We start from the raw sequence: 14,324 nt of genomic DNA on the forward strand, positions 1-14,324 counted from the left end.
AAAAAATCGCCGTTACAGTGGCAACTGGCCGAACGCCCAGCGCAGCAGGAAGAACAGGACAAAGCCACCGGCGATGGTAGCGAGCAAGTGCCGGGTGACGGCGGCGATCACAATCGCGCCAAGACCGGCGAGCAAGTAAGCGTTGTCCAGACGAAGCGCCAGGTGCTCGCCATCGGGCATCAACATGCCGGGCACGACAATCGCCGTAAGCACCGCGGTCGGCACGTAATGCAAGCCTTGCAGCACCAGCGGCGGGAAGCGCAGGTTCGGCCAGGCGAACAAGCTGTAGCGCACGGCAAAGGTGATCAGCGCCATGCCGAGAATCAGCCACCACGTTTGCACTACGCGCCCTCCCCAACCACGGAGTTGCTGACGCGACGCTCCAGCAATACACCCACGACAATCCCGGCCATGGCCGCCGCCAGTAACCCCAGTTTGTAAGGCAGGGCGTGACACGCCACCGCCACGGCGCCCGCGACTACGGCAGCGGCCACCTGCGGCGTGTTGCGCAGCAGCGGCACGACGATGCCAATAAAGGTGGCCAACATGGCGAAATCCAACCCCCAGCCAGCCAGGCTCGGCATCGCTTGCCCGAACAACACGCCGAGCAATGACGAACTGATCCAACACAGGTACAAGGCCAGGGCTACGCCAGCGTGATACCAGTGCCCATGGCCACCGGCGCCGTGCGCCAGGTAGCGGCGCTGCACCACGGCAAAGGTTTCGTCGGTCAGGCCAAAGGCCAAGGGCACGCGCCACGCTTGCGGTAGATGGGCGATGTAAGGCTGCAACGAAGCGCTGTAGAGCACATGGCGCAAGTTGACGATCAAGGTGGTGAACAAAATAACCGCCGCCCCGGTGCCGGCGGTGAGCAAGCTGATAGCAATGAACTGCGCCGAGCCGGCATACACCAGCAACGACATGCCCAACGCCTGCCACAGGCTGAGCCCGGCCACGCTCGCCAAGGTGCCGTAAATAATGCCGAAGGGCGCGATGCCGACAATCATCGGCACGCTGTCGCGCAAGCCGTAAGCGAACAATTGCGAGCGGTTCATGGGTTCGCCTGCCAAACCGTCGACGTGCTCGCGCCCACGTTGATGCGCTGCGCCTCAAGCCGCTCGACGCCGTGTAAATGCTGGTCCTGCAAACGCCCTGCTGAACTACCCGCTGCCATCGCTACCCGCTGAAACGCGCCTCCAACTGCTGCTTGATTGCCGGCCACTCGCGGTCGGTCAGGCTATATAGCACGCTGTCGTCCAGGCGCCCATCGGCTAAACGCCGATGGTTGCGCAGCACGCCTTCACGCACCGCGCCCAGCGCTTCGATGGCCGCTTGCGAGCGCCCGTTGCTGGCGGCGGTTCGCAGTTGCACGCGAACCATGTCCCAGCTTTCGAAGGCATGACGCAGCATCAGGTACTTGATCATTCGGTTCAGCCCCGTGCCGTGTTGGCTGGCGTCGAGCCACGTGCCGCCGATTTCGCACGACGGCAGCTCCGGGTGAAAATCGAAGAAGCGCGTAGTGCCCACCAGCCGATCACCCAAGCGCACCACCAACGGCAGCGCCTGTTCCTCGCGTTGCTGGGCCAGCGCGCTGCGGTACCAATCCAGGCGCAACGGGCCGCTCATATAAACAAGCTGCGCGCGATTGGCGTCGGCGAGCGTGACCAGCGCTGGAATATCCGCTTCGAGCAACGGTTCCAAACGCAGCGCGCCACGCTGCAAGGTGATGAGTTGGGGCTTGAACATGACTGAATTCCTATGGACGGCTGCCGGCGCGTGAGTGCGGCGATACGCTGCGTGCGACCTTAGTCGCGCCTGACTGGATGACACTTTGATGCGACACTCAGCAGCGTGCTGGCGTTCCACCTCGCCACCTCAACGCGCCAAATAAACCAGCTGTTTTCGGAGTACGCATGTCGCTGTCCAGCGGGCTGATCGCCACGGTCGCCCTGTGCTACATGGCCATTATGTTTGCCATCGCCTTTTACGGTGATCGCCGCCGCACGCCCATGCCGGCCAACGTACAAGCGTGGGTGTACAGCCTGTCGCTGGCGGTGTATTGCACCAGCTGGACCTTCTTCGGCGGCGTTGGCCAGGCCGCCGGGCAGCTGTGGTCGTTTCTGCCGATTTACCTGGGGCCCATTCTGCTGATGCTGTTCGCACCCTGGGTGCTGCAGAAAATGGTGATGATCAGCAAGCAGGAAAACATCACCTCCATCGCCGACTTTATTGCCGCGCGCTACGGCAAATCGCAGCTGCTGGCGGTGGTGGTCGCACTGATCTGCCTGGTGGGCGTGCTGCCGTATATCGCCCTGCAACTCAAAGGCATCGTGCTCGGCGTCAACATGCTGATTGGCACCGGCCACGTGCAAGACACCACTGGCACCCGCTCGCAAGACACCGCGTTGGTGGTGTCGCTGGTGCTGGCCCTGTTCTCGATTTTATTCGGCACCCGCAACCTCGACGCCACGGAACACCACCGAGGCATGGTGCTGGCGATTGCCTTCGAGTCGCTGGTGAAATTGCTCGCCTTTCTGGCGGTCGGTGCCTACGTCACGTGGGGCGTATTCAATGGCTTCGGCGACCTGCTCGACCAAGCCGCCGCCGCGCCGCAGCTCGAATCGTTCTGGGCCGAAACCATCAACTGGCCGTCACTAATCGTGCAAACCGGCGTGGCGATGATGGCCATCGTCTGCCTGCCACGGCAGTTCCACGTGACGGTGGTGGAAAACATCGAGCCGAAAAATACGCGCCTGGCCCGCTGGGTGTTTCCAGCCTATTTGGCGCTGGCCGCGCTGTTTGTCATCCCCATCGCCCTGGCGGGGAAAATGCTGTTGCCGGCCGGGGTGATTCCCGACTCATTCGTCATCAGCCTGCCGTTGGCCCATGCCCACCCAGCCCTGGCGATGCTGGCCTTTATCGGCGGCGCCTCGGCCGCCACAGGCATGGTGATTGTCGAAGCGGTGGCGCTGTCTACCATGGTCTCCAACGACATGCTGTTGCCCTGGTTGCTGCGCCGGCAAAACGCCGAGCGGCCCTTCGAGGTGTTCCGCCATTGGATGCTCTCGGTTCGCCGCGTCAGCATTGTGGTGATTCTGCTGCTGGCGTACGTCTGCTATCGCCTGCTCGGCTCGAACGCCAGCCTGGCCACCATCGGCCAGATTTCCTTCGCCGCCATCACGCAATTGGCGCCGGCGATGTTCGGCGCCCTGCTGTGGAAACAAGCCAACCGCCGGGGCGTGTTCGCCGGGCTTACGGCCGGCTGCCTGGTGTGGTTCTACACGCTGGTACTGCCAGTGGTGGCTCACAGTCTGGGCTGGTCATTGGCAAAATTTCCGGGGCTGGAGTTTCTGCTGTATCAGTCCATTGGCATGCAGGTCGACCCGCTCACCCGTGGCGTCGTGTTGTCGCTGGCGAGCAACTGCACGCTGTTCGTGTGGGTGTCGTACTTTTCCCGCACACGCGTGGCCGAGCACTGGCAAGCCGGGCGGTTTATCAGCCAGGAATTCGGCAACAAGCCCAGCAGCCGCAACCAACTTGCCGTGCAGGTGGACGACTTGCTCAACCTCGCCAGCCGTTTCGTCGGCGAAGAGCGCGCGCAGCAAAGCTTTATTCGCTTCGCCTACCGCCAAGGCAAAACCTTCAACCCCGACCAGCCGGCCAACGGCGACTGGATTGCCCACACCGAACGTTTGCTGGCCGGCGTGCTCGGCGCGTCATCGACCCGCGCGGTGGTGAAGGCTGCCATTGAAGGCCGCGACATGCAGGTCGAGGACGTGGTGCGCATCGTCGACGAAGCCTCTGAGGTGCTGCAGTTCAACCGCACCCTGTTGCAAGGCGCGATCGAAAACATCACCCAAGGCATCAGCGTGGTCGACCCCGCGCTGCGGTTGGTGGCGTGGAACCACCGCTACCTGGAATTGTTCGATTACCCGGATGGTTTGATCAGCGTCGGCCGGCCGATTGCCGACATCATTCGCCACAATGCCGAGCGCGGTCTGTGCGGGCCGGGCGAAGCGGATGCGCATGTCGAGCGCCGGCTGTACTGGATGCGCCAAGGCCGTGCGCACACCTCTGAACGACTGTTCCCCAATGGCCGTGTGATTGAGCTGATCGGCAACCCGATGCCGGGCGGCGGCTTCGTTATGAGCTTCACCGACATCACCGCGTTCCGCGATGCAGAGCAACAGTTGAAAGAGGCCAACGAAGGGTTGGAACAACGGGTTGCCGCGCGCACCCACGAACTGTCGCAGCTCAACCTGGCCCTGAGCGAAGCCAAGGGCGTGGCGGAACACGCCAACCAATCGAAAACCCGTTTTCTTGCCGCCGTCAGCCACGACCTGATGCAGCCTCTGAACGCGGCGCGGCTGTTCTCCGCCGCCCTCGCCCACCAGGCTGAAGCGCTGCCGGCCGAGGCCCAGCAATTGATCCGCCACCTCGACAGCTCGCTGCGCTCCGCTGAAGACCTGATCAGCGACCTGCTGGATATTTCGCGCCTGGAAAACGGCCGCATCACCCCCGAGCGTCATGCCTTCGAGCTGAACACGCTGTTCGATGCCTTGGGCGCCGAGTTCAAAGCCCAGGCGCAAGAACAGGGCGTGGCCTTCCACCTGCGCGGCAGCCAATTGCGCGTCGACAGCGACATCAAACTGCTGCGCCGCGTGCTGCAAAACTTCCTCACCAACGCCTTCCGCTACGCCAGCGGCCACGTATTGCTAGGCGTGCGCCGGTGCAGCGAAGGGTTGCGCCTGGAAGTGTGGGACCGCGGACCGGGCATTCCAGACGACAAACGCGCGGTGATTTTCGAAGAATTCAAGCGCCTGGACAGCCACCAGACCCGCGCCGAAAAAGGCCTGGGGCTGGGCTTGGCCATCGCCGATGGCTTGTGCCGCGTGCTGGGCCACAAGCTTGAAGTGCGTTCCTGGCCGGGCAAAGGCAGCGTCTTCAGCGTGACCGTACCGCTGGCACGCACGCCCGCGCCCGCCGCCGTGAATGGCAACGGTGCCGATGCCAACGGTCACCACCTGAGCGGTGCCCATGTGCTGTGCGTGGACAACGAAGACAGCATTTTGGTCGGCATGCACAGCCTGCTATCGCGCTGGGGTTGCCAGGTGTGGACCGCGCGAAATCGCCTGGAATGCGAGCACCTGCTGGCCGAAGACGTGCGCCCGCAACTGGCATTGGTTGACTACCACCTCGACGAAGGCGAAACCGGCACCGAACTCATGGCCTGGCTGCGCACACGCTTGGGCGAGCCGGTGCCCGGGGTGGTGATCAGCGCCGATGGGCGCCCGGAACTGATTGCTCAAGTTCATGCAGCGGGTTTGGACTTCCTGCCTAAACCGGTGAAGCCGGCGGCGTTGCGGGCCCTGTTGAGCCGGCATTTGTCGTTGCGGTGAATGAAGGGAACGTCGAACCCCGGCTGACCGTCGTCCTCGCGAAAGCGGGGACCCAGGTTTTCGCCTGGCACGCAGTTGAACACCCAAATCTTATCTCCCGCCCCAACCTTGGGTTGGAACTCCATTTGCCAGGCCGGGCCTATAAATAAGGGCCACCGCTCTAGCGCGGCACCTGTCGACTCAAACAGCGCCTGCGCACGACCTACGCACTGCACGCCGCCCTCTGGTCACCTGCGCCGTCGCCCTTCAATACTGACAACCTGCCCGAATTGGAGTGTTGCCATGACTGTTGCCGTTCACATCGCCAGCCCCGCCGCCGTAACCGATCAGGTGATGGTCGACAGCGCCGGCGTGCGCCTGGCTACGTACCGCTGGGGCAACCCAGACGGGCCGACAGTGCTGTTGGTGCACGGCTACCCCGATAACCACGACATCTGGCTCCCGCTGATTAACCAATTGGCAGCAGACTTCAACCTCATCGCCTATGACGTGCGTGGCGCTGGCGCATCGGATAAACCCCGGCATCGTCGCGACTACCGTTTGCCGCTCTTGGCCGATGACTTAGAGGCCGTGATTCTGGCTCACAGTCCCGATAAACCGGTGCATCTGGTCGCCCACGACTGGGGTTCGATTCAAAGCTGGGAAGGCGTGACCGAGCCGCGTCTTCAGCGCCGGATCGCCTCTTACACCAGCATTTCCGGGCCGTGCCTGGACCACATCGGCTACTGGATGGGCCAGCGCGGCAAGGCCCGCAGTCTTGGCGGGCTGAAGCAGATGCTGAGCCAACTGCTTAGCTCGTGGTACATCGGTTTTTTCCATATTCCCTGGCTGCCCGAACTGGCCTGGCGTCACGGCATGGCGACGCTATGGCCGCGCTTTTTGCGCAACATGGAAGGCATCCGCCCGGTGCGCATTAACCCGACCCAGCGCGAAGACGGCCAATACGGCGTAAAGCTGTACCGGGCGAATTTCATCCGCAGTTTGTTTACGCCGCGCCAACGGTTTACTCAGGTGCCTGTGCAGGTGGTGGTGCTCACTCGCGACCGGTTTGTGCGACCGCACCTGTTCGATAACTTGCAGCACTGGGCGCCGAATCTGCTGCGTCGGGAAGTGGCGGCCGGGCATTGGCAACTGCTCGCCGAGCCCACTCAGTTGGCCGATTGGATCCGCGAATTTGTCGCGCAGCAGGACCGAGATTGACGTTGTAGCCAGCTTGCGGGCGAACCCTGGAAACGGCTTCGCCAGCAAGCTGGCTCCTACGGGTTGGGGGCTTCGGCGGAGTTGGAGACGTCGGCGGGTTCGTCCGCGTCGTCGAACTGAGGCAATCCAGCGGCACGCTCGAGCAAATCAGTGGGCAAACTTTTGCTCGCCCGCGCGCCCAGCAATTTGAGGTTTTCCACCCGGCTGATGATATTGCCGCGCCCATCGGCGAGCTTGTTGCGCGCGGCGGCGTAGGCTTTGTCGAGCTGGCTCAAGCGGCTGCCCACTTCATCCAAATCCACGATAAAGGCCACGAACTTGTCGTACAGCGCGCCGGCACGTTCAGCAATTTCGCGGGCGTTCTGGCTTTGCCGTTCCTGGCGCCAGAGGCTGTCGATTACCCGCAACGTCGCCAGCAATGTCGTGGGGCTGACGATAACGATGTTCTGCTCGAACGCTTCCTGAAACAGCCCCGGATCGGCCTGCAAAGCGGCGGCGAAAGCGGCTTCAATCGGTACGAAAAGCAGCACGAAATCCAGACTGTGCAGCCCTTCCAGACGCTGATAATCCTTCAACGACAAGCCTTTCAAATGACTGCGCAGCGACAGCACATGCTGCTTCAGAGCGTGCTGACGCGCCGCGTCGTTTTCAGCCACCACATAGTGTTGGTAGGCGGTGAGGCTGACCTTGGCGTCCACCACCACCTGCCGCTCGCCCGGCAACTGAATCAGCACATCCGGTTGAAAGCGTGCGCCGTCTTGCCCCTTGAGGCTGACCTGCGTCTGGTACTCGCGGCCCTTCTCCAGGCCGGCATGTTCCAGCACCCGTTCCAGCACCAACTCGCCCCAATTGCCTTGGGTTTTCTGGCCTTGCAGCGCGCGTGTCAGGTTGGTGGCTTCGTCTCCGAGGCGCTGGTTAAGCAGCTGCAAGCGCTCCAACTCCTTGCTCAGGGAGAACCGCTCGCGGGCTTCTTGTTGGTAGCTCTCTTCCACGCGCTTTTCGAACGACTGGATGCGTTCTTTCAGTGGGTCGAGCAACTGGCCAAGGCGCTGCTGGCTGGTTTCGGCGAAGCGCTGCTCGCGCTCGTCAAAAATCTTCCCGGCCAACTCGGCGAACTGCGCGCGCAGCTCATCGCGCGAACCTTGCAGGTCGTTAAGCCGCTGCTGATGGCTGTCGTGTTGTTCGCGAAGTTCGGCGCTAAGGCTGGCGCGCTCGGCCGACAGCTGACGCAGCTCCGCCTCTTTCAGTTCGCGCTCGCTTCGCCATTCTTGCGCGGCTTCGCGGGCACGGCTGCGTTCGCTTTGCAGCAAATCGGTTTCACGGCGCAGTGCCGCCAGCTCGGCCTGTTGCTCGGCTTTGGTTTCAATGAGATCGGCGAGGTCGTTGCGGTAGCCATCGAGCTGCGCGGCCAAACCATCCTGGGCCAGTTGCGCCGTGCTCAGGCGCTCGTCCAGCAGCGCCACGTGCGATTGCGCTTGCGCGAGGCGCCGCTGCTGTTGCCAGAGCAGCGCCAACAACAGCACGGCGGCGGCGGCCAAACCAATTAACAGAGTGGGCAAATCGATAGGCATGAAAGGCTCCGCGCGAGAATGGCGGGCAGTATAACCAGGGTTCCAGACGGCGGATCAGGGCGCGCGAGCAAGAGGCGACGCGCTTTATTAAGCGCTCGGCAGGGCCTGCAAACGCTTGACCGCTTCCTCGCAGCCTTGCGCAGCGGCCATTTCCAACCAGTGCCGGGCTTCGGCCAAATCGAAATGACGCGGCAGGCTATACAAGCGGCCCAGCTCCAGCTGAGCGCGCGCGTCATGAGCGCGGCCCGCTTGGCGCAACAACTCAAAGCCAATGCGGCGGTCGCGGGCATTGCCGCAATCGCGGCACAGCAACTCACCCAACCGCGTTTGCGCAACCACTACGCCCTGGCGAGCCGGCTGTTTGAGCAGGCGGCCGGCGAACTGTTTCGTGCTGACGCGGCGACCAAAGCGAGGGCTGTCCAATAGCCATAAAGCGACTCGCAGCGGAAAACGCGGTGCGGTCTGAGGAACGGCAGAAGCGGAATTGCGCGGCATAAGAGTGGGCAATGGCGACAGAGGGCGGCCACTCTACTCCGATTTTTATGTCAGTAAAGTCTTGCAAAAAACTGGCACCCGCGATCTAGAGCAAGCGCTTGGGACAATCCACAGAACCTGTGGATAACTCAGTGGGTAACTTGGGAGCAAGCCTCGCCAAGGCCGATGATGCGGGGCTCGAAGTCGAATTGATGATTTTTTCACCAACTGAAAAAACCTATATTTTTCATTGACTTAATGGGCACAGGAAAAAACTTGAACGCCCATATAGGATTTTGCGCGTCCTGGAAAGTGCCGCTTCTCAATTGTGCACAAGTTTTGACGCTCGCTTGCTTGGCGCCCTTTTTCAGGGCGCCGAAGTGCCAAAAATAGCTAAAACGCCAGGTAGTTTTCCTACAGCATTCGCTGGAACCCACGGAACTACTGCGCCCGCGCTTGGTCGTCAGCGAAAGGGCTGACATACAAGCATCACGAAAATTTGCTAGCCGCTTCCACGGCGACGCCAGCAAAGCGGTTTTCAAGGTGGCATTGCGCCAGACAAAGGCTGCGCTAAAGCTGTGCGCACGGCGCAAAAGGCCAGTATGACGACGACGAGAATCCGGGTTGTGGCTGATCGGATCGCTGCCTATAGTCCTCTGCTTCCCGCTCCTGATTGCTGACCGGACACCATGATTAGCCACCGCCTCGAAGCCGTTGCCCGCCTACCGCTGTTCACCGCCCCTACCCCGCTTGAACACCTGCCGCGCCTTTCGGCCACGTTGGGTCGCGAGGTGTATATCAAGCGCGACGACACCACGCAGTTCGCCCTGGGCGGCAATAAAGTGCGCAAGCTCGAATACTTGCTGGCCGATGCCCTGCACAAGGGCGCCGATACGCTGGTAACGGCCGGGGCGATTCAATCGAATCACGTTCGCCAGACGTCTGCCGTCGCCGCGCGGCTGGGACTGGGCTGCGTGGCGCTGCTGGAAAACCCGATCGGCACGTCAGACGCTAATTACCTGAACAACGGCAATCGCCTGCTGCTGGATTTGTTCGGCGCGCACATCGAGCCCGTCGCTACGCTCGACAACGCTGACGAGCTGCTGCAACAAAGCGCTGAACGCCTGCGCCAGCAAGGCAAGCGGCCGTATGTGGTGCCGATTGGTGGCTCCAACGCGCTGGGCGCCTTGGGCTATGTGCGCGCGGGTCTGGAATTGGCCGAGCAAATCGAAGCCAGCGGCGTCACCTTCTCCGCCGTGGTGCTGGCCTCCGGTAGCGCCGGCACGCACAGTGGACTGGCGTTGGCCCTGGCGGAGCGTTTGCCTGCCTTGCCGGTGATTGGCGTAACGGTGTCGCGCCCCGTTGCCACCCAATTTCCCAAGGTGCAAAGCCTGGCCGAACGCACTGCCGAGTTGCTCGGTATCAGTCTGCCGGCGGCGTTCAAAGTAAACCTGTGGGATGAGTATTTCGGGCCCCGCTACGGCGAGGCCAATGCCGGTACGCTGGCCGCGATCAGGCTGCTAGCCAGTCAGGAAGGCGTGTTGCTCGACCCGGTTTACACCGGCAAGGCGTTTGCCGGTCTGCTGGATGGCATTTCCACGCAACGTTTTGACGGTGACGGCCCTCTACTGTTTCTGCACACGGGCGGCGCACCCGCGCTATTCGCGTATCAGCCTGCCGGAGCAACGCACGGCTAAGCACAACCGAAAATCAGGGCCGCGTCGCTTATTCTCCAAAGTGCGGCAGATCTACTTTTTTATTATTTAAATGCATAGTATTTTTCGCTCTATAGTTATCCCCACTTCACGCCACTCACCGGTAACAGGGACTCTGCTATGACCATTTCCGCATTGCGCCGCACCTTCATTCTCGGCGGCTTGAGCTTGATGCTCGGGGCCAGTTTTATCGGCACTAGCCAAGCTGCCGACGATCTGCTTCAAACCATCCAGAAAAAAGGCACCATTCAGATTGGTTTGGAAGGCACCTACCCGCCGTTCAACTTTCAGGACGAGAGCGGCAAGCTGACCGGCTTTGAAGTGGAATTCGCCGAAGCAGTGGCCAAGGAGCTGGGCGTGAAAGCCGAGTTCCAGCCCACCAAGTGGGACGGCATTCTCGCGGCGCTGGAATCCAAGCGTCTGGACATCGTGGTCAACCAGGTGACCATCTCGGAAGAGCGCAAGAAGAAGTACGACTTTTCCAGCCCGTACACCGTCTCCGGCATTCAGGTGCTGACGCGCAAAGGTCAGGAAGGCAACTTCTCCAAGCCGACCGATCTGAACGGCAAAAAAGTCGGCGTGGTGCTGGGCACCAATTACGAGCAATGGCTGAAAGAGAACGTGCCGCAAGCTGACATCCGCACCTATGACGACGACGCCAGCCGTAACCAAGACGTGCGCGTAGGCCGTTTGGACGCGATTCTCGGCGACCGCCTGGCCGCGTTTGAACTGATCGAAAAAACCGGTGACACCCTGGCCGTTGCCGGCAAGCCGTTCGCCCCGCAGGAAGCCGGCATCGCCCTGCGTAAAGGCAACCCGCAACTGCTCGCCGCAATCGACAAAGCCATCGCTAAACTGCGTGCCGACGGCACCTTGCAGAAGCTTTCAGTGAAATGGTTCAAGGCCGACGTAACCCAATGATCGACGCCCAATAATGGAACAAAGCCTACAACTGGCGCTGAACTCGGCGCCCTTTCTGCTCAAGGGCGCGATGTACACCATCGTGCTTAGCCTGGGCGGCATGTTTTTCGGCCTGTTGCTGGGCTTTGGCCTGGCCCTGATGCGCTTGTCGGCATTGCGGCTGCTGAGTTGGACGTCGCGCATCTACGTGTCGTTCTTTCGCGGCACGCCGCTGTTGGTGCAGCTGTTCATGATCTATTACGGCCTGCCGCAGCTGGGTATCCAATTGGATCCACTGCCGGCAGCGCTCGTGGGTTTCTCGCTGAATATGGCTGCGTACGTGTGCGAAATTTTGCGTGCGGCCATCAGCTCTATCGACAAAGGCCAATGGGAAGCTGCCGCGAGTATCGGCATGACCCGCGCTCAAACGTTGCGTCGCGCCATCCTTCCTCAAGCCGCGCGTACGGCTCTCCCGCCGTTGGGCAACAGTTTCATTTCGCTGGTGAAAGACACGGCGTTGGCCGCAACCATCCAAGTGCCGGAGCTGTTCCGTCAGGCGCAATTGATTACCGCGCGAACCTTCGAAATCTTCACGATGTACTTGGCCGCCGCGTTGATTTATTGGCTGCTGGCCACCGCCCTGGCGACGCTGCAAAACCATCTGGAAGCGCGGGTCAACCGCCACAACCATGAGCCATGACAGACCGATGATTGAAGTCCGTGCGCTGACAAAAATGTTCAACGGCCAGACGGTGCTCAAAGGCATTGATCTGGATGTGGCCACGGGCGAAGTGGTGGCCATTATCGGCCCCAGCGGCTCGGGTAAAACCACGCTGCTGCGCTGCCTCAATCTGCTCGAAGAACCGGACAGCGGCAGCATTCGCGTTGGCGATATGTTTATCGATGCGAGCAAGCCGTTGGCCAAACAAAAAGAGCTGATTCGCAGCCTGCGTCAGCGCGTCGGTTTTGTGTTTCAGAACTTCAATTTGTTTCCCCATCGCACAGCGCTGGAAAACATTATCGAAGGGCCGCTGGTGGTGAAAAAAGAAGCGCGCGCCACCGCGGTCGAACGGGCCCGCGCGCTGCTGGCGAAGGTCGGTTTGGCGGGCAAGGAGGATGCGTATCCCCGGCGCTTGTCAGGCGGCCAGCAGCAACGCGTGGCCATCGCCAGGGCCCTGGCCATGCAGCCCGACGTGATTCTGTTCGACGAACCAACCTCGGCGCTCGACCCGGAATTGGTCGGCGAAGTGCTGGCAACTATTCGCGGTCTGGCCCAAGAAAATCGCACGATGATCATCGTCACCCACGAGATGAGTTTCGCTCGCGACGTAGCCAATCGCGTGGTGTTTATCGACCAGGGCGTGATCGTCGAACAGGGCGAAGCCAAGGCGTTATTTGCCAACCCGCGCGAGGTGCGGACGCAGCAATTTTTAAGCAAATTTTCTGAAAGCAACGACGTTGCCGACTACGTCATTTAGCCAGTAAATACAGGGTGATTTTCGGCGATGCGAAGGGCTCGCACTCGGCGAATAAACCTTGTATGGTGTCGCCACTGTGCTGCTTGTGTCACCGTGAATCGCAATGGAAGCTAGCTCTTGCTCCACGACTCCTTTTACTCTTTGCACTCAGTCCGAACCTGGTCTTTTGACCTCAGTTAACTTTGTTCAAGGAGCTACACCATGTCCAATCGCCAAGCGGGTACCGTTAAGTGGTTCAACGATGAAAAAGGCTACGGCTTCATCACTCCACAATCGGGCGGCGACGATCTTTTCGTACACTTCAAAGCTATCCAAAGCGATGGCTTCAAAAGCCTGAAAGAAGGCCAGTCAGTTACTTTCGTAGCTGCTAAAGGCCAGAAAGGCATGCAAGCTGAAGAAGTTCAGGTTGCCTAATTCAGCCCAGCGCTGAATGTAAAAAGCCCCACTCCGGTGGGGCTTTTTTATGGGTCATTGTTTGTGCTTGACCTGCGACCGCATACGCCGATAACGCAACCGCTGGTCAGACTAGCTGGTCACACCGGCGTTTTTACCGTAGGGTGCCGGCCGGTTAGTACCACGTTTGAAAGTCAATTTACGCCCTCCTCTCCAGCTTTCTCGCTCTGCCGAGCCCAGCTGATGCGAAGTGCCTGATGCCAAGTGACCGCTTTTTCGGCACACCTGGCTGGCCTCCAGATAAAGCTTCACCGCCCTCTCCAAAGATCGCCGTGCTGCCTCCAACTCTGCAACGCCAATCTGTCGATTGATCAGGACCACCACTGGAAACGCACTGAAAGCGTTCCGTGGCACCTGCCCTCCGAAGTACCTACCTGCACGATGAGCCCCGCATATTGGCGGAACTTTTAGCGTGCGGTCCTGCTCCGATCAGAGTCATTTGAGCTCGCCCGTTTGGCGGCCAATATCGGAGTTATTTTATTAGCGGCAAGACGCCGCACGTGTAGGAACATCTAATAATGATGAATACCCAACCCCAAGTTCAGGATGCAATCAGCACCCTTCGTAACGCCTTCGCCCCTCTGGCCTGCCACATCCAGGCCGTGCGCAATGGCTGCTTCAGCTTCACCATCGTCAACGAACGCGGCGTGGCCCGTCACTGCGAACGCCTGTACCCAGAGCAGTATGAAAACGGCTCGTTGCAGCACGTGATCGACCGCACGCGTCAATCGCTGGCAACCAAAGGCCTGGCGGCCTGAACCTCCGCAAAGCGGGACGGTCTGAGCTAACTCACCCGCGACGGAGCGCTTATATGCGTCATGTTAATTTCGACCTGCTCGAGAAAGCCTTCCACCCGCTGCGCCCTTCACTCGGCCAGCTCCGCCCCGATGGCAGCGTGGTGTTGACCCTCGCCGACAGCAACGATGAAATGGCCTATAGCCGCGTTATCAGTTCGGATGAAGTGGTCAGCGCCGAGGTGTTTGGCCAGGTGGTTGAAGGCGTACGCCGCGAGCTGTGCGTACGTGCCGGCTCACTCTCGTCAGAGATGCGCAAGCAACTGGTGGATAACGCCGGGGTCATGAGTTACATACCGGCCTGATTGCCGACAGCGCCATAAAAAAACCGGAGCCTGTT

Annotated in this window: 14 protein-coding genes; 9 read left to right on the forward strand and 5 right to left on the reverse strand. The window is 60.8% G+C overall.

The window, feature by feature from the left end; all coding sequences use genetic code 11:
- Positions 1-12: 12 nt before the first annotated feature.
- From ACZZZU_RS07705 to ACZZZU_RS07715, 3 genes are all read right to left on the reverse strand, one after another.
- Positions 13-342: an AzlD domain-containing protein gene (locus tag ACZZZU_RS07705; RefSeq protein ID WP_463550274.1), complete on the reverse strand. Its 330-nt coding sequence runs from the start codon at positions 340-342 to the stop codon at positions 13-15.
- Positions 342-1,055 carry an AzlC family ABC transporter permease gene (locus ACZZZU_RS07710; protein WP_463550275.1) on the reverse strand — a complete coding sequence of 238 codons (714 nt, stop codon included), beginning with the start codon at positions 1,053-1,055 and terminating at the stop codon, positions 342-344. Before ACZZZU_RS07710 ends, ACZZZU_RS07705 begins: the two co-directional genes overlap by 1 nt.
- Before the next feature lie 121 nt (positions 1,056-1,176).
- Complete coding sequence (locus ACZZZU_RS07715) at positions 1,177-1,746, reverse strand: GNAT family N-acetyltransferase (RefSeq protein ID WP_463550276.1); 570 nt, start codon at positions 1,744-1,746, stop codon at positions 1,177-1,179.
- A 167-nt stretch (positions 1,747-1,913) separates the two neighbouring features.
- On the opposite strand from ACZZZU_RS07715, the gene ACZZZU_RS07720 reads away from it, so the two are divergent.
- Both ACZZZU_RS07720 and ACZZZU_RS07725 read left to right on the forward strand, forming a co-directional pair.
- A complete protein-coding gene (locus ACZZZU_RS07720; RefSeq protein WP_463550277.1) occupies positions 1,914-5,399 on the forward strand; it encodes a hybrid sensor histidine kinase/response regulator in 3,486 nt (1,161 codons plus the stop codon).
- 282 nt (positions 5,400-5,681) lie between these two features.
- Entirely contained in the window at positions 5,682-6,599 is a 918-nt protein-coding gene (locus tag ACZZZU_RS07725; protein WP_463550278.1) for an alpha/beta fold hydrolase, read from the forward strand.
- A gap of 56 nt (positions 6,600-6,655) precedes the next feature.
- Here the strand turns inward: ACZZZU_RS07725 and ACZZZU_RS07730 are convergent, their stop codons facing one another.
- Positions 6,656-8,056 (reverse strand): DNA recombination protein RmuC, encoded by a 1,401-nt coding sequence (locus ACZZZU_RS07730; RefSeq protein WP_463552121.1) that lies wholly within the window; start codon positions 8,054-8,056, stop codon positions 6,656-6,658.
- A gap of 201 nt (positions 8,057-8,257) precedes the next feature.
- Positions 8,258-8,665: a tetratricopeptide repeat protein gene (locus tag ACZZZU_RS07735; RefSeq protein WP_463550279.1), complete on the reverse strand. Its 408-nt coding sequence runs from the start codon at positions 8,663-8,665 to the stop codon at positions 8,258-8,260.
- A gap of 668 nt (positions 8,666-9,333) precedes the next feature.
- On the opposite strand from ACZZZU_RS07735, the gene ACZZZU_RS07740 reads away from it, so the two are divergent.
- The 7 genes from ACZZZU_RS07740 (at position 9,334) to ACZZZU_RS07770 (ending at position 14,289) form a co-directional block, all read left to right on the forward strand.
- A complete protein-coding gene (locus ACZZZU_RS07740; protein WP_122493892.1) occupies positions 9,334-10,341 on the forward strand; it encodes a D-cysteine desulfhydrase in 1,008 nt (335 codons plus the stop codon).
- A 138-nt stretch (positions 10,342-10,479) separates the two neighbouring features.
- Positions 10,480-11,280 carry a cystine ABC transporter substrate-binding protein gene (tcyJ, locus tag ACZZZU_RS07745; protein ID WP_463383497.1) on the forward strand — a complete coding sequence of 267 codons (801 nt, stop codon included), beginning with the start codon at positions 10,480-10,482 and terminating at the stop codon, positions 11,278-11,280.
- A 13-nt stretch (positions 11,281-11,293) separates the two neighbouring features.
- On the forward strand, positions 11,294-11,959 hold the full coding sequence (tcyL, locus tag ACZZZU_RS07750) for a cystine ABC transporter permease (RefSeq protein ID WP_163016606.1): 666 nt from the start codon (positions 11,294-11,296) through the stop codon (positions 11,957-11,959).
- Positions 11,960-11,966: 7 nt separating this feature from the next.
- Positions 11,967-12,737, forward strand: coding sequence for an L-cystine ABC transporter ATP-binding protein TcyN (gene tcyN, locus ACZZZU_RS07755; protein WP_463383498.1), 771 nt, complete (start codon positions 11,967-11,969; stop codon positions 12,735-12,737).
- Between the two features lie 201 nt (positions 12,738-12,938).
- A complete protein-coding gene (locus ACZZZU_RS07760; protein ID WP_108095560.1) occupies positions 12,939-13,151 on the forward strand; it encodes a cold-shock protein in 213 nt (70 codons plus the stop codon).
- 560 nt (positions 13,152-13,711) lie between these two features.
- The gene (locus tag ACZZZU_RS07765) at positions 13,712-13,948 is read left to right on the forward strand and encodes a hypothetical protein (RefSeq protein ID WP_122452914.1); all 237 of its coding nucleotides are present in this window, start codon (positions 13,712-13,714) and stop codon (positions 13,946-13,948) included.
- 53 nt (positions 13,949-14,001) lie between these two features.
- On the forward strand, positions 14,002-14,289 hold the full coding sequence (locus ACZZZU_RS07770) for a DUF3509 domain-containing protein (protein ID WP_122493896.1): 288 nt from the start codon (positions 14,002-14,004) through the stop codon (positions 14,287-14,289).
- Positions 14,290-14,324: the final 35 nt, after the last annotated feature.

It is taken from the genome of Pseudomonas sp. AC136 (assembly GCF_979258585.1).

What these genes read in the sequence shown, in the direction of transcription:
- ACZZZU_RS07720 (WP_463550277.1), top strand. Translation starts at nt 1,914, where the DNA reads ATGTCGCTGTCCAGCGGGCTGATCGCCACGGTCGCCCTGTGCTACATG.
- tcyL (WP_163016606.1), top strand. Translation starts at nt 11,294, where the DNA reads ATGGAACAAAGCCTACAACTGGCGCTGAACTCGGCGCCCTTTCTGCTC.
- ACZZZU_RS07710 (WP_463550275.1), bottom strand. Translation starts at nt 1,055, where the DNA reads ATGAACCGCTCGCAATTGTTCGCTTACGGCTTGCGCGACAGCGTGCCG.
- ACZZZU_RS07770 (WP_122493896.1), top strand. Translation starts at nt 14,002, where the DNA reads ATGCGTCATGTTAATTTCGACCTGCTCGAGAAAGCCTTCCACCCGCTG.
- ACZZZU_RS07725 (WP_463550278.1), top strand. Translation starts at nt 5,682, where the DNA reads ATGACTGTTGCCGTTCACATCGCCAGCCCCGCCGCCGTAACCGATCAG.
- ACZZZU_RS07740 (WP_122493892.1), top strand. Translation starts at nt 9,334, where the DNA reads ATGATTAGCCACCGCCTCGAAGCCGTTGCCCGCCTACCGCTGTTCACC.
- ACZZZU_RS07765 (WP_122452914.1), top strand. Translation starts at nt 13,712, where the DNA reads ATGAATACCCAACCCCAAGTTCAGGATGCAATCAGCACCCTTCGTAAC.
- ACZZZU_RS07760 (WP_108095560.1), top strand. Translation starts at nt 12,939, where the DNA reads ATGTCCAATCGCCAAGCGGGTACCGTTAAGTGGTTCAACGATGAAAAA.
- tcyJ (WP_463383497.1), top strand. Translation starts at nt 10,480, where the DNA reads ATGACCATTTCCGCATTGCGCCGCACCTTCATTCTCGGCGGCTTGAGC.
- tcyN (WP_463383498.1), top strand. Translation starts at nt 11,967, where the DNA reads ATGATTGAAGTCCGTGCGCTGACAAAAATGTTCAACGGCCAGACGGTG.
- ACZZZU_RS07735 (WP_463550279.1), bottom strand. Translation starts at nt 8,665, where the DNA reads ATGCCGCGCAATTCCGCTTCTGCCGTTCCTCAGACCGCACCGCGTTTT.
- ACZZZU_RS07715 (WP_463550276.1), bottom strand. Translation starts at nt 1,746, where the DNA reads ATGTTCAAGCCCCAACTCATCACCTTGCAGCGTGGCGCGCTGCGTTTG.